The 23667-nt window shown below is 67.8% G+C and carries 19 protein-coding genes and 1 pseudogene; 13 read left to right on the top strand and 7 right to left on the bottom strand.

Features of this window, described 5'->3' with window-relative positions; genetic code table 11:
* Position 1 precedes the first annotated feature (1 nt).
* Together H7F51_RS07885 and H7F51_RS07880 are read right to left on the bottom strand one after the other, a co-directional pair.
* The gene (locus tag H7F51_RS07885) at positions 2–1603 is read right to left on the bottom strand and encodes an FAD-dependent oxidoreductase (protein ID WP_185663697.1); all 1602 of its coding nucleotides are present in this window, start codon (positions 1601–1603) and stop codon (positions 2–4) included.
* Entirely contained in the window at positions 1600–2166 is a 567-nt protein-coding gene (locus tag H7F51_RS07880; protein ID WP_185663696.1) for a sugar dehydrogenase complex small subunit, read from the bottom strand. The genes H7F51_RS07885 and H7F51_RS07880 overlap by 4 nt, the downstream gene beginning before the upstream one ends.
* A gap of 329 nt (positions 2167–2495) precedes the next feature.
* On the opposite strand from H7F51_RS07880, the gene H7F51_RS07875 reads away from it, so the two are divergent.
* The 9 genes and pseudogenes from H7F51_RS07875 to H7F51_RS07840 all read left to right on the top strand — a co-directional run bounded on the left by H7F51_RS07875 (position 2496) and on the right by H7F51_RS07840 (position 11118).
* On the top strand, positions 2496–3542 hold the full coding sequence (locus tag H7F51_RS07875) for an NAD(P)-dependent alcohol dehydrogenase (RefSeq protein ID WP_185663695.1): 1047 nt from the start codon (positions 2496–2498) through the stop codon (positions 3540–3542).
* On the top strand, positions 3543–4472 hold the full coding sequence (locus H7F51_RS07870; protein WP_185663694.1) for a helix-turn-helix domain-containing protein: 930 nt from the start codon (positions 3543–3545) through the stop codon (positions 4470–4472). It abuts the gene before it with no gap.
* 37 nt (positions 4473–4509) lie between these two features.
* Complete coding sequence (locus H7F51_RS07865) at positions 4510–5823, top strand: ABC transporter substrate-binding protein (protein ID WP_221774058.1); 1314 nt, start codon at positions 4510–4512, stop codon at positions 5821–5823.
* A complete protein-coding gene (locus H7F51_RS07860) occupies positions 5820–6701 on the top strand; it encodes a carbohydrate ABC transporter permease (RefSeq protein ID WP_185663693.1) in 882 nt (293 codons plus the stop codon). The genes H7F51_RS07865 and H7F51_RS07860 overlap by 4 nt, the downstream gene beginning before the upstream one ends.
* Positions 6698–7522, top strand: a complete 825-nt coding sequence (locus H7F51_RS07855) for a carbohydrate ABC transporter permease (RefSeq protein ID WP_185663692.1) — start codon at positions 6698–6700, stop codon at positions 7520–7522. The genes H7F51_RS07860 and H7F51_RS07855 overlap by 4 nt, the downstream gene beginning before the upstream one ends.
* 65 nt (positions 7523–7587) lie before the next feature.
* Positions 7588–7941, top strand: a pseudogene (locus H7F51_RS18965) (ABC transporter ATP-binding protein); the annotation flags it as partial.
* A gap of 90 nt (positions 7942–8031) precedes the next feature.
* Entirely contained in the window at positions 8032–8514 is a 483-nt protein-coding gene (locus H7F51_RS18960; RefSeq protein ID WP_425491016.1) for a TOBE domain-containing protein, read from the top strand.
* Between the two features lie 104 nt (positions 8515–8618).
* The gene (locus H7F51_RS07845) at positions 8619–9455 is read left to right on the top strand and encodes a c-type cytochrome (protein WP_185663690.1); all 837 of its coding nucleotides are present in this window, start codon (positions 8619–8621) and stop codon (positions 9453–9455) included.
* A 1-nt stretch (position 9456) separates the two neighbouring features.
* The gene (locus H7F51_RS07840; RefSeq protein WP_185663689.1) at positions 9457–11118 is read left to right on the top strand and encodes a PQQ-dependent dehydrogenase, methanol/ethanol family; all 1662 of its coding nucleotides are present in this window, start codon (positions 9457–9459) and stop codon (positions 11116–11118) included.
* Between the two features lie 21 nt (positions 11119–11139).
* On the opposite strand, the gene H7F51_RS07835 is transcribed toward H7F51_RS07840, so the two are convergent.
* The 5 genes from H7F51_RS07835 to H7F51_RS07815 form a co-directional block, all read right to left on the bottom strand.
* Positions 11140–12639 carry an alpha/beta hydrolase domain-containing protein gene (locus tag H7F51_RS07835; RefSeq protein WP_185663688.1) on the bottom strand — a complete coding sequence of 500 codons (1500 nt, stop codon included), beginning with the start codon at positions 12637–12639 and terminating at the stop codon, positions 11140–11142.
* Positions 12639–14171 carry a tannase/feruloyl esterase family alpha/beta hydrolase gene (locus tag H7F51_RS07830; protein WP_185663687.1) on the bottom strand — a complete coding sequence of 511 codons (1533 nt, stop codon included), beginning with the start codon at positions 14169–14171 and terminating at the stop codon, positions 12639–12641. The genes H7F51_RS07835 and H7F51_RS07830 overlap by 1 nt, the downstream gene beginning before the upstream one ends.
* On the bottom strand, positions 14168–15943 hold the full coding sequence (locus H7F51_RS07825; protein ID WP_185663686.1) for a CocE/NonD family hydrolase: 1776 nt from the start codon (positions 15941–15943) through the stop codon (positions 14168–14170). The genes H7F51_RS07830 and H7F51_RS07825 overlap by 4 nt, the downstream gene beginning before the upstream one ends.
* The gene (locus H7F51_RS07820; protein ID WP_185663685.1) at positions 15943–18657 is read right to left on the bottom strand and encodes a TonB-dependent receptor plug domain-containing protein; all 2715 of its coding nucleotides are present in this window, start codon (positions 18655–18657) and stop codon (positions 15943–15945) included. The genes H7F51_RS07825 and H7F51_RS07820 overlap by 1 nt, the downstream gene beginning before the upstream one ends.
* A gap of 224 nt (positions 18658–18881) precedes the next feature.
* Positions 18882–19376 carry a MarR family winged helix-turn-helix transcriptional regulator gene (locus H7F51_RS07815; RefSeq protein WP_185663684.1) on the bottom strand — a complete coding sequence of 165 codons (495 nt, stop codon included), beginning with the start codon at positions 19374–19376 and terminating at the stop codon, positions 18882–18884.
* A gap of 129 nt (positions 19377–19505) precedes the next feature.
* On the opposite strand from H7F51_RS07815, the gene H7F51_RS07810 reads away from it, so the two are divergent.
* From H7F51_RS07810 to H7F51_RS07795, 4 genes are read left to right on the top strand one after another with little or no spacing between them, the layout of a single operon-like run.
* Positions 19506–20063: a TRAP transporter small permease gene (locus H7F51_RS07810; RefSeq protein WP_185663683.1), complete on the top strand. Its 558-nt coding sequence runs from the start codon at positions 19506–19508 to the stop codon at positions 20061–20063.
* Positions 20060–21364, top strand: coding sequence for a TRAP transporter large permease (locus H7F51_RS07805; RefSeq protein ID WP_343061246.1), 1305 nt, complete (start codon positions 20060–20062; stop codon positions 21362–21364). The genes H7F51_RS07810 and H7F51_RS07805 overlap by 4 nt, the downstream gene beginning before the upstream one ends.
* Positions 21365–21369: 5 nt before the next feature.
* On the top strand, positions 21370–22416 hold the full coding sequence (gene dctP / locus H7F51_RS07800; RefSeq protein ID WP_185663681.1) for a TRAP transporter substrate-binding protein DctP: 1047 nt from the start codon (positions 21370–21372) through the stop codon (positions 22414–22416).
* Positions 22413–23666, top strand: coding sequence for a CaiB/BaiF CoA transferase family protein (locus H7F51_RS07795; protein ID WP_185663680.1), 1254 nt, complete (start codon positions 22413–22415; stop codon positions 23664–23666). The genes dctP and H7F51_RS07795 overlap by 4 nt, the downstream gene beginning before the upstream one ends.
* Position 23667 lies beyond the last annotated feature (1 nt).

Here is a 23667-nt window from a genome sequence, read left to right as displayed (position 1 = left end):
CTCACACCTCTCCCGCCAGCATTTCACCAAGGCGCAGCCCGAGCGCGACCGCGGTGAGGGTCGGATTGACGGTCGAAGCGGAAGCGAAGACGCTGGCCCCGGCAATGAACAGGTTGGCGTGGTCATGCGAACGGCAATCGCGATCGACCACCGACGTCGCCGGGTCGTCGCCCATGATGGTCGAGCCCATCGGATGGGCCGGGAGCCGGAACGTGGTGCGATCGCCAAATCGCTCCTGCATGGCCAGCGCCCGGTCGAGGGCGGCGAAGTCCGCGGCCACGCGGGGACCGGCGCGGCGCGTATAATCGCTGATATCCATGTGAATGCGCGGCGTGGGCAGGCCGAGGCTGTCACGCCGGCTGCCTAGGTCGATCCGGTTCGCGGGATCGGGTAGGTTCTCCGCCCCGGCCAGCACGTTGACGTAGCGGGCCGAATCATGCCGGATCCGCTCATCCAGTTCGCGGCCGATGATCCCCTGCTGGAGCAGCCGCCGGGTGACCATCGCGTTGGGCGCGCGGTTGTTGCTGAAATAGCGAATCGCGCTGTGCTCGCGCCGGTGTGCGCCATCGCGCAGTTCGTTGGCCGTGCCTTGCTGCACGGGCCCCTGCCCCGGCCACAATTCATCACGCGCCAAGCCCTCGAAGGCCAGCGACGGATGCGTCATCAGGTTGCGGCCGACCTGATCGGACCGATTGGCGGCTTCGGACATGAGCAGCAGCTTGGGCGTCTCGATCGTATGGGCGGCAAGCACCACGGCACGGGCGCGGCGCCGACCCAGCGTTCCGTCCGGGGCCATGGAGTGAACCGCCTCGATCCGGCCGCCCGCCCCCTTTTCCAGCCGGTGAACCACCGTGTCGGGCACCACCTTGACCCCGGCCCGCTCGGCGCGGTCGATCGCCATGTCGCCGGAATACATCGCGCCGATCGGACAGATCGGCGAACAGTTGTTGTTGCCGGCGCAAGCCGGGCGGCCGTCATAGGGGCGGGTGGCGCGCAGGTTCGGCTCGTCGATGAACCGGAAGCCGATCTGCGAAAAAGCCCCGGCGATGGCCCTGGTGTAGTCGCTCCACTGCTCTGCCGGCAGCGGATAGGGTGCCGAGCGCGGCGGAAACGGCCCCACGCCCTGCCCGCTCTGGTCATCCTCGTCGCTGCCCGCGCAACCGGTCAGCTGCTCGGCAAGGGTATACCACGGCTCCAGCTCGTCGTAGCCAAGCGGCCAGTCCCGCCCCACGCCGTAAACGGACTTCATCCGGAAATCGTTGGGCAGCATCCGCCAGAAGGCCGCACTCCAGTGCCAGGTCGTTCCGCCCACCAGCCGGATGTAGGACGGCAGCCACTTCATCGGCCCGACATTCTCGATGTACTGGTCGGAATAGCGGCCGCCCGAACTCTTCGGTGCGTGGGGAAGTTCGGGGTAGAAGGCGTTGAAATCATTCTTGTTCGCGCCCGTGCGGAAGGCCTGCAGCATCTTCCAGCGCGAGGTGCGCGGACCGGCTTCGAGGATCATCACCGACTTGCCCCTGAGGGCGATCCGCTCTGCCACGAAGGCGCCGACAATCCCCCCGCCGATCACGATCACGTCGGCATCATAGTCCCCGCTCACGCCGGTTCGCTCCGGTTCCACCAGCCGGGGCCGCCCCGGGCGTAAGTCGGCGTGGGCGTCTTGTCCCCGGTCGGCCGATACATCAGCGCTTCCTCGAGGCTGACGTTGCGGCTCGGCCGGTCGATCCCGGTCGATCCCAGATAGAGCGCGGCGATCAGGCTCAGCGCCGGGCCCATCATCGCGGGATCGGCCGCCAGCGCCGAGGCGCGGAATGCCTCGACGTCGGCAAGCCGGGCCGCGCCGATAGCCGCGTCGAGCGCGCGCAGCCGCTCGCCCATGGCCGGCTCATCTGCGATCAGGGCGGAGACTGCCCGCTCCACGAACTCCGGCGAAAGATCGGGCTTTGCCGTGAGGAAGCGGGCCAGCCGGGTGACATCGGGAACGCCGGAAGATGCGGCCGCAGTCGCGGCGCCAACTGCGCCGTTGCGACTGAGCAGCAGTGTGGAGGCCCCCAGCGTCGCCAGCGCGGTACCGGCAACGAACCGGCGCCGGTCGGTGCCTCGCCGCCGGTCGGTAGGTCCGTCCGCGCCCGGCGCGTCCGTGGCTTGGGCCTTGTCATCCATCCCGCTTTTTCCTCTCCGATCGGCGATGAGCCGCGCGGCCGTTGTGATCGGTCCCAATATCGAACGCTACCGCGCATTTGCGCAACGCCGATGCATTTTTGCCGCGCTGCCTGAACCAGGCAAGCTCCCCCGCGCGGCGCGACTGATGACGGCCAGAACCCGCCCGGCCTCATGCCAGACCGCCATCCGAACCGCCCCTGCGCAAAAAACTATCAGCCGAATGCAAGTTCCCTGTGGAGCGCCACAGACAAGCCGATTATCGTTCCGATCAGCCCAGACGTCGACTGGACGTCCAAGAGAATGGGCATTGGCGGAGAGAGGCGAGACCGATGAAAGCCGTGGTTCTGGAAGGCATCAACCGGATCAGCCTGGCCGAGCGGGCTTCTCCACCCGCCCCGGGGCCGCATGAAGTGCGGATCAAGATCCACACGGTCGGCATCTGCGGGTCCGACGTCCATTACTACACGCATGGCCGCATCGGGCCCTACGTGGTCGAGCAGCCGATGGTGCTCGGGCACGAGGCCTCGGGAACGGTCACTGCCATTGGATCGGAAGTCCGGCACCTGTCCCCCGGGGACCGGGTCTGCATGGAGCCCGGCATTCCCGACCCGCTCTCGCGCGCGGCGCGGCTCGGCATCTACAACGTCGATCCGGCGGTGACCTTCTGGGCGACCCCGCCGGTCGATGGATGTCTCACCGAAGAGGTCATCCACCCTGCCACCTTTACCTACCGGCTGCCCGACCACGTCAGCTTCGCGGAAGGCGCGATGGTCGAGCCGATGGCAATCGGCCTGCAGGCGGCCACCCGTGCGCGGATTCGGCCGGGCGACACCGTGGCCGTGATCGGCGCCGGCACGATCGGCATGATGACCGCCCTCGCCGCCCTTGCCGGCGGTGCCGCGCGGGCGATCGTTTCCGACCTGTCCCCCGTCAAGCTGGAGATCGCCGCCCGGTATCGCGGGGTCATCCCGTGCGATCCCGCCGTCCGCTCGCTGAACGATACCGTCCGCGAAGTGACCGAAGGCTGGGGCGCCGACGTGGTGTTCGAGGCCAGCGGCAGCGACCGGGTGTTCGAGGACATCTTCGACGCGGTCTGCCCCGGCGGAGCCCTCGTGCTGGTCGGCATCCCGTCGGCGCCGGTTCCGCTCGACGTGGCCGCAGCCCAGGCACGCGAGGCCCGGATCGAAACGGTGTTCCGCTATGCCAACATGTACGACCGTGCGCTGGCCCTGATCGCCTCGGGCAAGATCGATCTCAAGCCGCTGATCGGCGAAACCTTTCCCATCGATCAGGCGGCAAGCGCCTTCGCCCGCGCCGCCGAGGGGCGGCCGGGCGACATCAAGCTGCAGATCGCAGTTTCCGGGGCCGAGGGCTGAATGGCCGCGCCCGTGCCCGATGCCGAAGCCGGCGGGGGCTTGGCCAGTTCGCTGGTCGGCTGCCATTCGGCGCGCGAACTGATCCCGGAAGACCCCGTCAACGCTTTCCGGTGGTTCGAGCACGACTATCCGGCCCCCGTGGCGCGCTGGAACCACCACCCGGAATACGAGCTGCACCTCGTGCGCGAAGGCACGGGCAAGGTGCTGGTGGGTGACTATGCCGGCCGGTTCGAGGCCGGCCATCTGGCTCTCATCGGCCCCAACCTGCCCCATGACTGGATCAGCGACCTCGCCCCCGGCGAGGTGATCGCCCGCCGCGACACGGTGATCCAGTTCGATGGCGAACGGTTCCGGCGCGGCAGCGCGCTTTTTCCCGAACTCGCGGAGATGAACCGCCTGCTCGACGAGGCCGCTTGCGGGATCGAATTCCTTGGCGCGACCGCACGGCGTGCCGCCGCCGAACTCGCCGCGATCGGCGAGGCGCAGGGCCTGGAGCGACTGTCGCGCTTGTTCGCCCTCATCGGCCTGCTGGCCCGCGCACCGGCCGGGGAGCGGCAACGGCTGGCCAGCCCGATCTTCTCCGTCGCGGTCGATACGGCCTTCGAGACCGTGATGGATTACATCCGCGAAAACCTGTTCGGCGACCTCAGCATGGCCGAGGCTGCACGCTTAGCCGGGATGAGCGAAACCAGCTTTTCGCGCCAGTTCAAGCGCCGCGCCGGCCGCAATTTCGTCGAGTTCGTGCGCAAGCTGCGGATCGGCCAGGCTTGCCGCCTCTTACGCCAGACCGACATGCCGGTCGCGGCGATCTGCTTCGACACGGGCTTCGGCAATCTGTCTAATTTCAACCGCTTCTTCAGGCTTGAAACGGGCCAGTCGCCAACGGAATATCGCAACCGAACCGCAAACGGGCTACCCCGGGCAGCCTGAGCAAGAAACGCGTGAACATGGGATGGTGAGAGGGTTGATGATCAAGAGGATGCTGCTCACCGCGCTGGCCGTGAGCGCCATGACCGCCTGTTCGGGCGCGCCTGACGACGGCGTCTCGATCACCGTCGCGACCGTCAACAACTCCGACATGATGCGGCTCAAGACCCTGTCTCGGGAGTTCGAGAAGACCCATCCGAAGATCCACCTCAACTGGGTGGCGCTGGAAGAAAACGTGCTGCGCCAGCGGGTGACGACCGATGTCGCCACGCGGGCCGCGCAGTTCGACGTCGTCACCATCGGTTCTTACGAAGTGCCGATGTGGGCACGGCAGGGCTGGCTCGCCAAGCTCGACCAACTCGGGCCCGACTATGCCGCGAACGACCTGATCCCCGCCATGCGCCAGGCCATCTCGGTCGACGGCATCCAATATGCCGCGCCCTTCAACGGCGAGAGTTCGATCACCTATTACCGTCAGGACCTGTTCCGGAAGGCCGGCCTCGTCATGCCGGCGGAACCGAAGTGGGATTTCATCGTCCAGGCCGCCCGCAAGCTGCACGCCCCCGCTCACGGCACCTACGGCATCTGCCTGCGCGGCAAGGCCGGCTGGGGCGAGAACATGTCGCTGCTCAACACCATGGCCCATTCGTTCGGCGCGAGCTTCTTCGACATGAACTGGCGCCCGCAGTTCGATACGCCCCAGTGGAAGACGACCGTTGAAACATGGAGCGGCCTGATCCGCGATTTCGGCCCACCCGGCGCCGTCGCCAACGGGTTCAACGAGAACCTGTCGCTGTTCGCTTCAGCCAAGTGCGCGATGTGGATCGATTCCACGGTCGGCGCCCCGGTGCTCGCCGATCCCCGCTCGTCCGGGGTGGCCGACAAGGTCGGCTTCGCGGCGGCGCCCGATGCCGGGCTCGGCCGCCGGGCCAGCTGGCTATGGACCTGGGCCCTGGCAGTTCCGGCCGCCTCAAGGAAAGCCGCGGCTGCCCAGCAGTTCGTCGCCTGGGCGACCGGGCCGGCCTATGCAAAGCTTGTGGCCTCGCGCGAAGGCTGGGGCAATGTCCCGCCGGGCACCCGCATCTCGCTTTACGCCAATCCAGAATATCGCAAGCTGGCGCCCTATGCCGAGGTGACGCTGGCGGCCATCGCCGCGGCCCATCCGGCCGATCCGGCGATCCGGCCCGTACCCTATACCGGCATCCAGTACGTCTCGATCCCGGAATGGCAGGGCATCGGCAGCGAGACGGGGCGCATCTTCTCCGGCGTCCTCGCCGGGACGACCACCGTCGACGCGGCGCTCGCCGAGGCGCAGTCAGCCACGCTCAGGCAGATGGCGAAGGCCCGGAAATGACCGTCAGGGCCTCCCGCCACGCCCGGCGTCTCGGACGACTGCTCGTCACGCCCAGCGTTGTCGCCTTGCTGGCATGGATGATCGTGCCGCTGGCGATGACCCTGTGGTTCGCCGCCCTCGATTACCGCCTGCTCGATGCCGGGCCGGCGCGGTTTGCCGGCCTCGCCAATTTCGCCGCTCTCCTCGCCGATCCCGGCTTTTACGCTGCCGTGATCACGACGCTCTATCTCCTCGCCCTCGCCCTTGCCCTCAGCGTCGGCGGCGGCCTGGTCCTCGCCCTCCTGCTTGATGTGGCCGCATTCGGGCGCGGCGCGTTGCGGGTCCTCGTCATATCCCCCTTTTTCGTGATGCCGACCGTGGCCGCGCTGGTCTGGAAAAACCTGATGATGTCGCCGGTTTCCGGGGTGCTCGCGTGGATCGCGCAGGGGCTCGGCCTGCCAGCGTTCGACTGGTTCGCCCATGCGCCGCTGGTGGCCGTGGCGATCATCGTCGCGTGGCAGTGGCTACCCTTCGCGGCGCTGATTTTCCTCACTGCCCTGCAATCGCTCGATTCCGAGCAGCGCGAGGCGGCCCAGCTCGATGGCGCCGGCCCGATCGCCATGCTCCGCTATCTCACCCTGCCCCACCTTGCCCGCCCTGCGGCGGTGATCGTGATGATCGAGACCCTGTTCCTGCTTAGCCTCTTTGCCGAAATCTTCGTCACCACCGGCGGCGGGCCGGGCAATGCCACCACCAATCTCGCCTTCCTGATCTACCAGCAGGCCCTGCAAAGCTATGACGTCGGCGGCGCGTCCGCCGCCGGGCTGGTGGCCGTTGTCCTCGCCAATATCGTGGCGTTCTTCATGGTCCGGCTGATCGGCCGGTCGCTCACCGCATGAAGCGCGGCGCCGCCCACCGCATCGTGCTCACCGCGCTCGCCTGGGCGGCGGCGTTGGCCGTGGCGTTCCCCTTGCTGTGGACCTTTATCACCAGCTTCAAGCCCGAATTGGAAGCCGTTGCCTTCCCCCCGCGCCTGACCGGGGTCGACTGGACGCTGGAGAACTACCGGACGGTGCTCGACGAAGGCGGCTATGCCCGCTCCGCGCTCAACTCCGTGGTTATTGCCGGCGCTTCCACCCTCGCCGCCATGGCGCTGGCGATTCCCGCCGCCTGGGCCATGGCCTTCGCACCGACCCCGCGCACCCGCGGCCTGCTGCTGTGGATGCTCTCGACCAAGATGCTACCCCCAGTCGGCGTCCTGATGCCGATCTACCTCATCTACCGTGACGCCGGGCTGCTCGACACCCGCGCCGGGGTGATCCTGCTGCTGGCCCTCGGCAACCTGCCGGTGCTGGTCTGGATGCTCTACACCCATTTCCGCGAGGTTCCCGGCGAAGTGCTCGAGGCCGCCCGGCTCGACGGCGCGAGCGTGGTCCAGGAACTGACGCAGGTGCTGCTGCCGCTGGCGCTTCCCGGCCTCGCCTCGGCCTTCCTCCTGATCTTCACCCTCGGCTGGAACGAGGCCTTCTGGACGCTCAACCTGACCAGTACCGAGGCCGCGCCGCTGACGGCCTTCATGGCCACCTTCTCCAGCCCCCAGGGGCTGTTCTTCGGACGGCTCTCCGCCGCTTCGATCCTTTCCATCCTCCCCATCGTGGCGATCGGCTGGTTCTGCCAGCGCCAACTGGTGCGGGGACTGACCTTCGGAGCCGTGAAATGAGCCAGATCGAACTCCACGGTATCACCAAGCGCTTCGGCGATCACCGCGCGGTCGACCGGATTGATCTCGCCATTGCCCGGGGTGGAATGACCGTGTTCGTCGGCCCTTCGGGCTGCGGCAAGACCACGCTGCTGCGCCTGATCGCCGGGCTCGAGGACCCCGACGAGGGCCGTCTGCTGATCGATGACGAGGACATGACCGGCACGGCCCCCGCGCAGCGCGGCCTGGCCATGGTATTCCAATCCTACGCGCTCTACCCGCACATGACCGTGCGCGCGAACATCGGCTTCGCGCTCAAGCTGGCGGGCATGGCAAGGCCGGAGATCGACGCGCGGGTGGAGCGGGTCGCCGCCATGCTCCACCTCACGCCCTATCTCGATCGCCGTCCCGCCGCGCTCTCGGGCGGGCAGCGCCAGCGGGTGGCGATCGGCCGGGCCGTGGTGCGCGAGCCGCGCGCCTTTCTCTTCGACGAACCGCTCTCCAACCTCGACGCGGCCCTGCGCGGACGGATGCGGGTCGAGCTGCGCCGGCTTCAGCAGGAACTCGGCACGACCGCGATCTATGTCACTCACGATCAGGCCGAAGCGATGACGATGGCCGACCGTATCGTCGTGTTCCGCGACGGGCGGATCGAACAGGCGGGCAGGCCGCTCGAGCTCTACCACCGCCCCGCCAATCGCTTCGTCGCCGGCTTCATCGGCTCGCCGGCCATGAACTTCCTCGCCGGCCCGCGCGCCGCCACGTTCGGCGCTGCGGAGATCGCCATCCGCCCCGAAGACCTCACCGTCGCCGCCGAGGGCTGGAGCGGAACGGTGACCGTGGTCGAACACCTCGGCGCGGAAAGCTACGTCCATCTCGTGCTTGAAGACGGAGCGCCGCTGGTGTTGCGCAGCCGCCCCGGCGAGGAGCCGGCAAACGGCGCGAAGCTCCGCGTCGCCCCCGTCGCCGCGAAGGTGCATCGCTTCGGGAGCGACGGCCTCGCGCTGGGCTGACGCACCGGCGGCAAGAACCTACCAGCCTGCAGCAAGGATGGCGTAGCACCCGCCCGGCCTCACGATTATCGGCAGCCGCATCACGGAGGACGGGGATGTCAGCAATGCCGACCGGACACGAGACGGGCGGCCGTTCCGCCCGGAAGCCGCGTTATCAAAGGGCCATCGCCTCCCTGCTGCTGGGCCTTTCCATCGCTCTTGCCGCCGCCGCGCTCACCGGACGCGTCGAGGCGCAGACCGAGGATAGCCAATATACCGCGCAAGCCATTCTCGACGGCGCGCGCCTGTTCACGGCAAATTGCCAATTGTGCCATGGCGAGAACGGCAATGGCGTCGGCGGGGTGGACCTTGCCCGCCAACAGTTCAAGACCGTGCGGACCGACGACGACATCATCGCCCTCTTGCACAACGGGGTTCCCAGCGCCGGAATGCCGGCCTTTGCCTCGTTCCAGCGCGAGCAGGCCAAGACCCTCGTCGCCTATATCCGGGCCGGGTTTGCCGCGCGCGGCGCGGCAACGGCGGGCGGCGATGCCGAGCGGGGCAAGGCGCTCTTCACCGGCAAGGGTGGCTGCGCCCGGTGCCATGTCGAGCGCGGGGTCGGCCCCCATGCCGCGCCCAACCTCGCCAATATCGGTGCCATTCGCCTGCCCGCCGATATCGAGCGGTCGATCCTCGATCCGGCCCGGGCCATGCTGCCGATCAACCGGCCCATCCGCATCGTCCTGCGCGGCGGCCGCGTGATCGAGGGGCGCCGTCTCAACGAGGATACCTACACCGTGCAACTTGCCGGCAGCGACAGCACGCTGATCTCGCTGTCGAAGGCCGATATCCGGACATACGAAAAGTCCGCCAGCCCGGCGATGCCATCCTATGCCGGCCGCTTCACTGCTGCCGAAATGGCCGACCTGCTGACCTATCTCATCGCGCTCAAGGGAATCTGACGTGCGCCCTTCCACCTGCCTGCTCGCCGCTGCCATCGCCCTGGGCGCCGCCCCCGCCAGCGCCCAGCTCACAAGCGAGCGGATCGAGGCCGCCGCGCGGGAGCCGCACAACTGGCTGACCTACAGCGGAACCTACGACGGCCAGCGGCAGAGCGCCCTTACCGAAGTCAACAAGGCCAACGTCCGGCAACTCGAACTGAAATGGATTCTTCAGGACCGTGTTGTCGGCATCTGGGAAGCCAACCCCCTCGTCGTCGATGGCAAGATGTACGTGACCCAGCGCCCGAACGACGTGGTCGCGCTGGATGCAAAGACCGGCAAGGTCTTCTGGATCTACCAGCATGAACCCTCGCCCGACACCAAGGCCTGCTGCGGCGCGAACAACCGTGGCCTCGCCATGCTCGGCAACACCCTGTTCATGGCCACGCTGGATTCCTGGCTCGTGGCGATCGACGCGGTTTCCGGGCAGGTCCTGTGGAAGGAGAAAGTGGCCGAAACCGCCGAGGGCTATTCGATGACCGGCGCGCCGCTGGTCGTGAAGGACAAGGTGATCGTCGGCGTCGCCGGCGGCGAGCTGGGCATTCGTGGCTTTCTCGCGGCTTATGATGCGAAAACGGGCAAGGAAGCCTGGCGTTTCCACACGATCCCCGCCCCGGGCGAGCCCGGATCGGAAACCTGGCAAGGCCGCAACGACGCATGGAAAACCGGCGGCGGCCCAACCTGGGTCACCGGCTCCTACGACCCTTCGCTCAACCTGATTTACTGGGGCGTCGGCAACCCCGGGCCGGACTGGAACGCGGCGCAGCGGCCGGGCGACAATCTCTACAGCAATTCGGTCGTCGCCCTCGATGCCAACACCGGCAAGCTCAAGTGGCACTTCCAGTTCACGCCGCGCGACCAGTACGACTACGATTCCGTCCAGATCCCGGTACTGGTCGACCGGGAATGGAACGGCAAGCCCGCCAAGCTGATGCTCTGGGCCAACCGGAACGGCTTCTTCTACGTTCTGGACCGGGTCACCGGCAAATTCCTCCTCGGCAAGAACTTCATTCCGGTGAACTGGGCCAGCGGCCTCGACGCCGATGGCCATCCCATCCAGACCCCACCGGCCGACGGCACCCCCGTCTATCCCGGCGTCAATGGCGGGACCAACTGGTACCCGCCGTCCTACAGCCCGCGAACTGGCCTGATGTACGTTCCGATCTGGGAAAACTATGCGGCCATCTACCGCCGCGAGGAAGCCGAGCACACCCCGGGGAACTTCTTCGTGGGCGGTGGCTTCAAGGTGGCCGCCCCCACCCCCAACGCGCCCACGCCGCACATGGCCGACTCCGGGCCGGTGCTCAATCAGGCGACCGAGGAAACCGGCAATGGCGCAATCATCGCCATCGACCCGCGCACCGGCAACCGGGTCTGGACGCACCGGATGGTCGGCGTCACCGATGCCGGCATCCTGACCACAGCTTCGGACCTCGTGTTCAGCGGGGGACGGGACGGCTATTTCTATGCGCTCGACGCCAGGTCGGGTGACGTCTTGTGGCGGGTGAACCTGGGCGGCATCGTCGCCATGGCTCCGATCACCTATGCGGTCGACGGCAAGCAGTACATTTCCGTCATCGCCGGGCGCAATCTCGTCACGTTCGCCCTGCCGGACCGGCGCTGATCGGGCAAGGCCCCGCCGGCCTCACCGGCCCGGAAAGGCCTGCGCCGCATAGCCCTCGGCCCGGCGGCTTTCCACCGCGGCATCCTCGGGCAGCAGCCAACGCTGCTTGACCAACTGCGCTAACCGCGCCCGGAACTTCGCAAGGTATTGCGCCTTCCCGCCCGGATAGGCCGCCCGGATCAGCGCCGGATCGACCGGTTCGCGCTTCAGCATCCGTACCGGGACCTTGCCCCCGCACTGCGCGGCCGTGGGTTCGCCATAGCGCACCAGCGGCACGTCGAGCTGCGCCGCCCTGACCCCGCCCACCGGATTGCCGAAACGGTCGCGGACGTAATCCTTGCCGCCCGGCGCCACTTCCATGCGCGCGGCGCGCGGCGGCGCCTTGCCGGTCTCGACCCAGGTATTGAGATTGACCAGCGCCGCCTGCGCCACGTCGCGCATCGGGGAATCGGTGTCCTCGACCGAACAGACCGCCGGCAGGTCCACGGCAGGATGGCCCCGCTCCTTCAGTTGCAGCGAAGCCGCACGCACCTGCCCCGGCACGCCGGAATCCTGATGGCTCACCCCGCCCAGTTCATAGATGCGGTGGCCTTCCGTCACCGTGTCCTTGTCGCCCCGCTGCGGATAGACATTGGTGATCGCCTCCATCTCGCTGGTCAGTTCGATCACCGGCCGGTCGATCGGCCGCAGCAGTTCACGGTTGCGATCCTTCTCCGGATTGGCCGAATTGAGCGGCACGTGGCCCGCCTTCACCGAGCCGGCGGAAATGCCCGAGAGGTAGCCGTCGAACACCGGGCTGCCGTCCTTGCGGCGATAGCGATCGTGGAACCCGAAGTTCACCCACGAACGCACCGTGCTGCCGAGGAACGACCAGCCCGACATGTAGAGATGCTTCACCGGCCAGCCCGCCAGCGGCCCGGTCTTGCCGGGATCGCGCAGCAGGCTCGCCGCCTGCCCCATCACGTCCCAGCGGATGCCATCGTCGCTCGGCCAGTCGAACGCGGCATAGCGCGCGGGGTCATACCACTTCATCAGCAGCGGCGTACTCACCGGCCACTGCGCGGTTGACCGTTCGCGCGTCCCCGGATCGCCGCCGATCACCAGCAGGGCATAGGCCGCGCCGGTCCGCAGCACGAGCGCGTCGATCCGCCCCCATTGCGCGCTGGCGAGCTGCGGATGGGTAAAGCCCATCTGGACGATCCCGTTGAACCGGCGCGGATCACGCGGACGCACGAGGATGAGCCGCGTCGTGTAAGGCACGTCCGCCGTCCGCACGAACAGCGAACCGTCGGCGTTCTCGCCATAGATATTGGCCGCGCCCGTCAGGAGATACTCCTCCTGCACATAACCCGCCGCCTTCATCGCCTTGTCCTCGGCCGTGCCCGGCAGCACCGCGGGCGAGAAGATGTGAGACTGCGCCGTTTCCACCAGCGGTCCCATCCAGCGCGCATCCTTGGCTGCCGCGGGCATGGCCATGCCCAGGGCAGAAACGGCGATCAGCAATCCGGCAAACCCACGCATCAGGTCTTTCCCTTTCGGCAAATGAAATTCTCGGCCCGGTCGGTCGAGCCCCGTCCCGTCCAGACCGCCTCGGCTGGCCAGGCGCAGAGCGGCCGGCTGCGGACGGTGACCCCGCCCTCCTGCCGCACCGCCACCACCCGCGCGGGCGCCCGCCCCTTCAGCACCCAGTCCTCCAGCGCTGAAAGAAGGTCGTGCCCGGCATCCGCCTCAGGCGCATCGCCCCCGGCCCCGCCAAACAGGTCCGTCCCCGGCCCGCCCCGGCAGTGATCCATCCCCGGCACCATGAACAACCGCGCGAGCGAGCCCAGCCGCCCGCCGAACCGCGCCGACAGCGCATCCCAATAGCGCAGCGTCGATTGCGCCGAGACCAGCGGGTCGTCCCAGCCCTGATAGAGGATCAGCTTGCCCCCGGCCCGCGCAAACGGCTCGATCGCCGGATTGTCGGCGTGAAGGTTCATCACCCGGTCGATCGCCGGCAGATCGCGCGCCAGACTGAACTTGCGCCCGTCCCAGTCTGGATCGCCGTGAACCCCGTCAGCGAACAGCACCGTCGCAAGGTAGGACGGCCCCGGCGTGAACGGCTCGGGCAGCAGGGCGGGCGAAACCTGCACGATCGGCAGCAGGCCGTCGTCGAGCCGCTTGCCGTTCTCGTCATGCAAGGGCGCCTGCAGGCGCCGCACGGCTGCCACCTGTACCGGGGTCAGGCACTCCTCCGCCTGCCCCGGCCTGCAAGCGAGGCTCGCCGGATCGAACCGGCAACGGCGCGGATCGGCCACGACGCCGTCGCTCACCCCGTCAAGCGCATCGCAGAGCCGTGTCGCCCCGCGCCACGCCACTTGCCAGGCCGCAGCCGGAACCGCCACGCCCCATTCGCTGTGCCGCTGCATCTCCCACATCCGCCGCGCACTCATTTCCGGCGTGTTCACCCCCGGCGCACCGGCGATCACCCCGTCGAAATCGCGCGGATAGCGCTGCACCTCGGTCAGCGCCTGCCGTCCGCCGCCGGAACAGCCGACGAAGAAGGCATGGGCCGGCGGCGCCCCGAATGCCGCAGCGATCAGCGCCTTGACCTTGATTGCCAGCAAGTGCCCCGCCCGCCCGGCATAGTTCGCCGCGCGGTCTGGCCGGTTCAACAACCAGTGCGCCTCGCTCGCCTTGTGCCCGCTATCCGTGCTCGCACCCGCATAACCGCGCACCGCCGCGCGCACGAGTTCACGATAATTGAACGCCCCCGCCTGCCCGCCAACCCCGCCGACCAGCATCCGCCCGTTCCAGCGCGCCTTGTCCGGCAGCCAAAGCTCGAAGCCGATTTCGCGCTCGATCGTCCCCTCGATCCGGCAGAACCGCTGGGTCATCGCCGCCGCCCCGGGTATCGGCGGCACGAACGGATGCTCCGGGCCGATCTCTGTCAGCCGGTCAAGCCTGACATCCGCCACCCTCGCGCCGCGCACACCGTCGCACGGCGCGGCGAGTACCGGCATGGCCAGGCCTAGCGCCGCCAGACCGGCACCGGCCGCAAGCCCCCGCCTCACGGCTTTGCTGGTGATGATGGGGCGATCAGCGGCAACGAGACCGACGAGGGATGATCCAGGTCGCTGAGCAGGGTGATCGACTTCGGCTGACTCAGCGGATCGCGCGCCCGCTCGCGCCAGTCCGATCCGGTCACGGTGAACTGCACGCGGTGCCCCTTGGCGAAAACCCACGAGGCCGGCATCACGTCGAAGCGCAGCCGCACCGGCTCGCCCGGCTTCAGCGGCTGGGCATCCTCGGCAAAGGCCCGGTGCCACGGAATGCCGCCCGGCAGGGCCCACGGCGCCTCGTTCTCCCTGCGCAGCGATGCCTTGAGCCGTCCCTCGGTGACCACCTTCACCGTCCCGTCGGGTGCCACATCCTCGACATAGAGGAACAGGTTGGCATCGGGCGTATCGGCCGCCACCCACAGGTCGGCGATGGCATGGCCGGTATATTCCACCGGCGCCGCCAGCGGCTTGCCCGCCAGAGACGTGCCGTTGCCCGGCAGATGGCACGGCTGCATCCGCGGCCCTTCCCCGCTGTTCACGCAGGTCACGCCATAGTTCACCGCGAAATCGCGCTTGAGCGGCGCCCCCGCAAAGCCCCCCTGCACCAGGCCCTTCGCGGTAAAGGCAAAACTCGTCTGCTTAGCCTGCGGCAGCGGCCAGACCGGGGTGGAGCGCCACTGGTTCGCCCCCACAGTATAGTAATGGACCGGGTCCTCGCGCTCGATCCCGGTGTCGATGCCCTTGAGGTAGCGGTCGAAGAAACGATGTGCCTCTTCCACCAGCGCGAAGCCGTCGTTCTCGCAGTGCAGCCAGTCCCCGATCAGGATACGCGCGCCGGGAATGTTCATCCGCGCGATCAGTCCCTGGTCGCGCAATTCATCCCGCCAGCCGCCAACGATGTAGAGCGGCACCCCGCCCTGCAGGATCTGCGCCTTGTAGCTCGATGCGCTGCCCTCGGCCCAGAACGTGCTCTGCACCGATTTCGCGAAGCTGTCGCGGAACGGCAAGGACTTCCACAGCTCGAACAGCGGCACGGCGCGCTGATGCTCCTCGGCCGCCTTGCGCAGCTCGATCTTGCCCGGATCGGTATCGACCGGCTTGATCGCCATGTCCTGCTCGACCGTGCGGGTCGGCCCGGTGCCCCACTGCGCGAAGATCCCCCCGCGCCGCATGGCATCGTACTTGTTCCAGGAGAAACACCCGGCAAACACAGCCTTCAGATGCGGAGCATTCACCGTCATCGCGTGAGCAGCCGCATCGCCGGTGTTGGAGCAGCCATACTGCCCGACATTCCCGTCGGACCACGGCTGGCGCGCCAGCCATTCGATCAGCTCATAGGCATCGTGCGCCTCGTTGCGGTCATGATAGCCGCGCATCGTCCCGAAAGACTGGCCATTGCCGCGCCGCGCCACCTGCACCACGACATAGCCGTAGTCGGTCAGGTTCGGCATGGTCACGAAACCCGCCGCGCGCGAACCCACGCCGTCACCCGGCTGCTGGGTCGCGCTCAGCGAATGGTGCCAGATCACCGGAAAGCGTCCGTCGACGGGCTTGCCGTCCCTGGCCGGGCGGGCGACCAGCACGCCCAGCTTGGTCCCGTCGCGCATCGGCACGTAGAACGATGTGGTGACCTGCTCGGTAAAGGCCTTGGGCGGCTGATAATGCCCGAAGCTGGACGGTGCCGCCGCCGGGGCCAGTGCCCCGGCAATCGGTGCCGTCCGGTCCTGCGCCGCCGCCCCGGCGGCGAGAAGACTCAGCGCAAGGGCAAGCGGCGCGGCGCGCATCACCACTTGATCCGCGCGCTGGCGGCGAACAGCCGGCCGATCGGATCGGTGGTCGTGGCGTCATAACCGCCGCTGCCGTTGGAGCTCGGAGCCAGGTTCACATAGGGCGGCTTGACGTTGAACATGTTGCGCACTTCCAGCCCGAAGATCAGCTGGTGATCCTCGCCCGTCTTCCACGACAGGTTGAGGTCGACCGGGGTATAGCTCTTGACCGGCTGCGGCACGGTCACGGCATTGTTGAGATAGCCGTTGATGTGCGTCGCGCGGATTCCGGCCGAGAACGGCCCCTTGTCCCAGGTCAGCGCCGCCCGCATCTTGAAGCGCAGCGGCTGGAAGATCTGGTTGAGCTGGTTGACGTAAGGCGCGGTAGGGGTCTGCTTGGTCTTGTAGGTCGTCAGGTAAGTGCCGCTCACGCTGAGCCCGAAGGTGCCGGCCTTGTCGGTCGGGATCGAGTAGTTCGCGCTGAAGTCGATACCGCGGGTGATCGAACGGCCAAGGTTCTGGCTGCGCCCGTCGACAAACAGCGTCACCGGCGTGGGCAGCGTGCCCGAAACCACCAGCCCGGAAAGCGCGGCCACGGCATCGGCCGCCGCCTGCCCCTGCAGGATCAGCCCCGTCCCGTCATACTGCGAAAGGCGCGACAGCACCGCGAGGTCGGACAGCAGCGCCACCACCTGGTTCTTGTAGTCCACGTTGAAATAGGTGGTCGACAGCCGCAGGCGCGGCAGCGGCTCCCAGTCCGCGCCGACCGACCAGGTCGTGGCCGTCTCCGGCTTGAGGTTCAGGTTGCCGCCAGACCGCGCCACGCCGATGATCGTGCCGCCCGCCGGGTTCTGGTAGGTCTGGACGAACAGCTGGCTGGTGTTGCCGTAGATCTGCGGCAGGGTCGGCGCGCGGAACGAAGTGCCGTAGGACCCGCGCAGGGTCAGCCCGCTGACAGGCATCCAGCTCACCCCGATCTTGGGATTGGTGGTCTTGCCCACGTCCGAATAGCGGTCATAGCGCACGGCCGCGTCGATCTCGAGCTTCTGGAAGCCCGCCGTGGCATTGCTCGCGCCGAAGATCGGGATGAGCAGTTCGGCATAGGCCGAATCCACCCGGCGGCCGGGATTGGTGAAGGCGATCGGCGTACCCGGATTGCCGGTGGCACGGCCGAGATAGACGTTGAACTCCTGCCCTTCGTAACCAGCCGCCAGCTTGACCCCGCCGCCCGGCAGGTCAAACAGCTTGCCGTTGATGCGCGCTTCGTAGCCGGTGAAGTGGCCGATCGTCGGGTTGATCGAGATCTGGTTGAACAGGCTCGGGATCAACGCGGCCGAGGTGCGGTTCAGGCCGAAGGGATCGAAGGCGGTCGCCGTGCTGGTGCTGCGCAGGGCCGCGGTCACCGCCGAATTGTTGATCCCGCCGAACGAAAGCGAATTGTCGCGGGTCTTGCCCTTGGAGACCAGCGCCTCGAACTGCCAGTCATGCGGCAGCTTGACGCGGATGCCCGGCGTGATCTGCCAGGACTCGCCCCAGCCGAACGAGGTGTTGCGCGGCGCGTCCTTGGCGAAGTTGTAGTCCACCGTCACGCACTTGGTGCCCGCCGCCACGCCGGAGGTGGCCGGGCAGTCCGGCAGGGTCACGCCGGTCGGCGCCACGAACCACGGGTTGGTCGAAGGCACGATCAGCGAGGCGCTGGCATAGGCCGGATTGCGGCGGAACTGGCGGTTGGAATAGAATCCGTCGGCGAAGAAGGTCAGCCAGTCGGTCAACTCGTAAGTGAAAGTGCCGTTGACCGAATCGTACTTCTGCTGCGGAATCAGGTCCTGCCCCTGCAGGTCGTCGCACTTGTTGCTGCCCGCCGTCAGCTGCGAGCCCGAGGTGGCCCCGCCAGCCGGGATGGCGAAAGTGCCGATGGTCGTCCCGCCCGTCGCATAGGTCGACTGGACCTTGAGCGTGCCGGGGTTGCAGCGGGTGACCGAATAGTCGTTACCGCCCATCGCGGTCTGGTTCGAGGTGAAGAACGAGCGATCCGAGCCGTTGAGGCTGGACTTCTCGACATGCTCGTAGGCCACCATCACCTGGCCGCGCTCGAACTTCTTGCCCACGGCGACGCCGGCGGAATATTCGTGATAGTTGCCGTCGCCGGAAATGCCCCCGCGCGCGAAGGCCTCAATCCCGTTGAGCGAACGGCGCGGGATCAGGTTGACCACGCCCGCCACCGCGTCCGAACCATAGATGGCCGAGGCGCCGTCGGCGACGATCTCGACCCGCTCCACGCCTAGCGTCGGCAGGACCGAGGGATCGACCGAGCGGCTGTTGTTGGTCACCCGGTGGCCGTCGATAATGATCAGCGTGGCGTTCGGGCCGATCCCGCGCAGGTTGATCGAGTTGCCATAGACGATGTTGCCCGATCCGCCCGACTGGCCGCGCGAATTCTCGCTCACGCCAAGGTCGAACACCTGCGGCAGTTCCTTGATCGCGCGGTCGATCGTGACCCGGCCCGAGCTGGCAAGGTCCGCCGTGCCGATCGTGGTCACGGTCGAACCGACCGGCGCCTCGCCGCGCAGGCGGCTGCCGGTGACCACGATTTCCGCGGCCGGAACCTCGTCCGCCGCTTCGGCGGCAGGGGTGGCTGGCGTTGCCTGAGCCAGCACCGGGGCCGGGCTCAGCAGGGCAACGGCCAGCGCGATGCGCGAACCATTAAGGGTCGTGAAGCTCGAAATCGCCATCTCATCCTCCCGCTCGGAAGCGTTTGCATCACCGGTTGCCCGACGTGCGGAGGAAGCGTGCGGCCACGCTGGGCCGGCCATTTCGGCGATCACCTCTCTCCACTGCCGCCGGCCGCCGTTGGGACGTACCGATGAGGACACGTGCGTCCTCAGGCTGAAGGGAAGATTGCTCAATTAGTGGATAAGGTCAACTATCTTTTTTGAAACTGTATCCCGCAGCAAATTCAACCCTCGTCGCGCACGACGGCATCATACATCCGGTCGAGCAGTTCGCTCAGCAGGGCAAGCTCGCCCTCGGACAGCTGATGCAGCACGGCCGATTCGGTCTCCTCCATCAAGGTGAACAGCCGATCGAGCTTGGCCTGGCCGGCCTCCGTGATGAACAGCGCGTGGCGCCGCCGGTCTTCGGGGGCGCGCCGCCGCTCGGCCCAGCCGTTGCGCTCCATCTCGTCGATCATCGTCACCGTCACCGACTTGTCGAGACCGACCTCGTGCGACAGTTCGTTCTGCGAAAGGCCGGGATTGGCCCCGATGATCGCCAGCGACGAAAACAGCCCCGACTTGAGCCCCTCCTCGGCCGTCACGGCGGCAAAATTGCGCGACAGCTGGTTCTGGACGCGGCGCAGGCGAAAGCCGACAAAGTCCCCCAGCCGCCCCAGCGCGACATGCCCCGGAGCGGGCTCATTCCTTGCCTTTGCTGCGGACTTGGAAGCACTCATACTGTCTCGGCACTCTCTTTGTTGACAGCAACAATAGTTGATATATTCTACCGTCTTGACTGACGCCCCATTAGACGGCGCGGAGTCGGCGGTGTCAATCACACCGCGGCAAACGGCGGAGAGGACCGTATGGACAAGCCCGAGGCGCCCACCGGCGCCGCATTCCCCGAAGAGGCGATTTCGCCCGAAGAGGCAGTCCTGCCCAGCCATTCCGAGGCCACCAAGGCGCGCGGCCCCCTCGCCCAGATCGCCTACGTACTGGGCGGCGCCGGCCTGCTCGCCGCCACCACCACCGATTCGCTTGCCGTCGCTGGGCGCCACACCGGCCTGCACCTGCTCGGCTCGATCGAACTGGTCCAGGCCGCCGTGGTCCTTCTCGCCACTTCGGCCATGCTGATCGCCACCATGGTCGGCGGCCATGCCTCGGTCCATATCGTCACCGAACGGCTCCCCCGGCCGACCGCCGCCCGCCTCGCCCGCGTCGCCTCGGCGGTCAGCGGCGTGACCTTCCTGCTCATCGCCCTCGGCTCGGCCTGGATCCTGTCCGACCTTTGGAACGGCCACGAACGGACCGAACTGCTCCACCTGCCCCTACGCTGGCTGCGCCTGCTATGGATCGTCTTCGCCCTGCTGATTGCCTTCCAGTTCTTCCGCCGCGCCCGCGCTTCGCAGGAGCCCGGCCAGTGACCCCCGAACTCATCGGCGCCCTCGGCATTGCCCTGCTCCTCGCCATCCTCGCCGCGGGCGTGCCGATCGGCGTCGGCCTGCTCCTCGTCGGCCTCGGCGGCCTAGCTGTGATGATCTCGCCCGAAGCAGGCCTGATCAAGCTCGGCGTCGTCTCGTTCGAGGTGATCTCCAAGTACGAACTCGGCGTCCTCCCGCTGTTCCTGCTGATGGCCCACATCTGCTTCGCCGCCGGGGCCAGCCGCGACTTCTTCGACGTCGCCGCCAGGTTCGTGGGCCACCGCCGCGGCGGCCTCGCCCTCGCCTCGATCGGCGGCTGCGCGGGCTTCGGCGCGATCAGCGGCTCCAGCCTCGCCACGGTCGCCACGATTTCCTCGGTTGCCCTGCCGGAAATGCGCAAGGCCAACTACCACCCCGGTTTCGCTGCCGGCGCGCTGGCCGCTGGCGGCACGCTCGGCTCGCTGATCCCGCCCTCGGGCGCGCTGATCGTCTTCGGGATCATTGCCGAACAGTCGATCGGCAAGCTCTTCGCCGCCTCGATCGTGCCCGGCGCCAGCCAGGCGGTGTTCTACATGGTCACCATCATGATCCTGTGCGCCTTCAACCCCGCGCTCGGCCCCGCCACGGCCCGTGTTCCGTGGGGCGAGCGCATCGCCGCCCTGCGCCACGTGGTCGACATCTTCCTGCTGATCCTCTTCGTGATCGGCGGCCTGATGATCGGCTGGTTCACCCCCACCGAGGCCGCTTCCGTCGGCGTGGTCGCCGCGCTGCTGCTGCTCGCCTTCCGCGGCGGCTTCAGCCTCGCCACCATCGGCGAGGCCCTGCGCGCCACGCTGCGCACTGCCGGCATGATCTACATCGTGATCATCGGCGCGCTGGTCTTTGCCTCCTTCGTCTCGGTCTCGGGCATTACCGAGGCGCTCTCCGGCGCCGTCACCAGCCTCCACGCCAGCCCCATCGTCGCGATCCTCGCCATGACCCTCGCGCTGCTCCTGCTGGGTTCGTTCCTCGACGGGGTGGCGCTGATGCTGCTGACCACGCCGATCTTCCTGCCGATCGCCGAGCAGCTGGGCTACAGCCCGATCTGGTTCGGCATCTTCCTCGTCCGCACGATGGAGATCGGCTTCGTCCACCCGCCGCTCGGGCTCAACATCTACGTGATCCAGGGCCTCGCCAAGGATCTCTCGCTCGGTACGATCTTCCGGGGCGTGATCCCCTTCCTCGTCGCCGATTTCCTTCACCTGGCCCTGCTCATCGCCTTCCCGGTGCTGACGCTGTGGCTGCCTGGCCTGGTCGCGGGGTAAGTCCGATGCGCAAGCTCCTCGCCCTCCTCGCCGCTCTCGTCCTCGCCGCCTGCGCCCCGGCGCAAAAGCAGGCCGAATACACGCTGACCTATGCCAGCCCCTATCCCCCCGGCCACCCCTTCAGCCGGGCCGACATCGCCTGGATGAAGCATCTCGAACAGGCCAGCGGCGGCCGCATCGGCTTCCGCACCTTCTGGTCGGGCTCGCTGATCAGCTCGGACATGAGCATGGAGGAAATCCGCCACGGCCTCGTCGATGTCGGCCTGATCACCCCGATCTACGCCCGCGGCGGCGCTCACCTGCTGCGCGCCCAGTCCGGCTTCTACGGCGGGATCGCGTCGATCCGCGATCAGGTCGCGGTCTACGATTGCCTCGACGCCCGCTTCCCCGAAATCGGGCAGGAACTCGAAGGGCTGCACGTCCTCGCCGCGCAAGGCGGCCTGTTTCCCGGCGTCCTCACCCGCAACAAGCCGGTCCGCACCCTCGCCGATCTCAAGGGGCTGCGCCTGCGCGCCCAGAGCGACGCGATCGACGTCCTGCGCGCGCTCGGCGCCGATCCGGTCAACATGCCGATGGGCGAGGTCTATTCGGCGCTGGCCAAGGGCGTGATCGACGGCGTCGTTGCCCCGGCCGACACGATCAAGAGCCTGCACTTCGCCGAAGTCGCCCACCACTTCACCCAGCTGCGCTTCAGCCGGGGCGCCTATCCCGCCCGCGCCATGTCCGATGCCGCCTGGCGCCGCCTTCCGCCCGATCTGCAGGGCCTCGTCGGCAACAGCCGTAAGTTCTGGGAAGACGTCCTCAACACCGAGATCCTCGCTTCGGAAAAGGCCGGTGTCGATTTCGCCGCCGCTCACAAGGTGGAGATGATCCCCTTCCCCGCCGCCGAGCAGCACAAGCTCGACCAGCTCTACAACCGCTACGCGCTCGATCAGGCCCGCGCCCTTGGCGAAGTCGGCATCAATGGCGAGCCCGTGTTCCGCGCGGCGCAAGCCCTCATCGCCGCGGGCCCCATCGCCTGCCCGGCCCCCAATTCCGGAGTTAAGCCATGAACACCGCCAGCGCGTCCCAGTCCCGGCCGCTTGAAGGCCTGACCGTCATCGACCTGACCCGGGCGCTGGCCGGGCCCTATGCCACCCTGCTGCTCGCCGGGCTCGGGGCGAAAGTCATCAAGGTCGAAGAGCCCAAGGGCGGCGATCTCGCCCGCGAAAACAGCCCCTATCTGGGGCGCGACGGCGTGATCGTAGAACGCGCGCACGACGATGACATCTCGCTGTCCCACCTCACCCGCGCGCGCGGCAAATATGGCGTCTCGCTTGATCTCAAGAGCGCCGAGGGCCGCGCGGTCTTCCTCGATCTCGCAGCCAAGGCCGACATCGTGGTCGAAAACTTCACCGCCGGGACCGCAGACCGCCTCGGCGTCGGCTACGAGGCCTGCCGCGCGGTCAATCCGCGCATCGTCTTCGCCTCGCTCTCCGGCTTCGGGGCGACTGACCGCGATGGCGGCAAGGCGATGGACGTTATCATCCAGGCCCTTTCCGGCGCCATGTTCACCAGCGGAGAGCCCGGCCATCCCCCGGTCCGCATCGGCATCCCGATTGCCGACATGCTGGCCCCGGTCTTCACCGTGATCGGCATCCTCGCCGCGATCGAGCAGCGCCACCGGACGGGGACCGGCCAGCACGTCGATGTCTCGATGCTCGGCGCGCTCACCTCCTTCGTCGCGATCGAGAACTGGTCGGCCATGGCCGCCGCCGGCATGGCTTCGCGCACCGGCCTCACCGTCCAGCGCCTTTCCCCCTTCGGCGTGTTCGAATGCGCCGATGGCTATGTCGCGGTCGTCGCGGTCCACGAACCGCTCGCACGCGGCCTATTCGCCGCGATGGGCCAGCCCGAACTGGCGCAGGATCCCCGCTTCGCCAACCGCGATGCCCGGGTCGCCAATGCCACCGAACTCGAAGCCCGGATCAACGCCTGGTCGCGCACCCTGCCCACCGCAGAGGTCGTGCGCCTGCTCGAAGCGCAAAAGGTGCCGGTCGCCCCGGTGCGCCACCCTGAAGATGCGCTGGTCGATCCGCGCGTGGTCGAACGGATGGAAACGATGGAGGTCCATCACCCGCGCTACGGCTCCAACATCGATCTGCGCACGGCCGGCATCCCGATCCAGTTCTCCGGCGCCGCCACTGGGTTCGACGATGTGCTCCCGGTCCAGATCGGCGAACACAACGAGGAAATCCTGCGCGAACTGCTCGGCTATGACGATGCGCGGATCGCCGCCCTGAAGGCCGCCGGGACGCTCTGAC

Source organism: Novosphingobium flavum, assembly GCF_014230315.1.
In the GTDB taxonomy this organism is placed as follows: domain Bacteria; phylum Pseudomonadota; class Alphaproteobacteria; order Sphingomonadales; family Sphingomonadaceae; genus Novosphingobium; species Novosphingobium flavum.
This window is presented reverse-complemented; position numbering and strand designations above follow the sequence as displayed.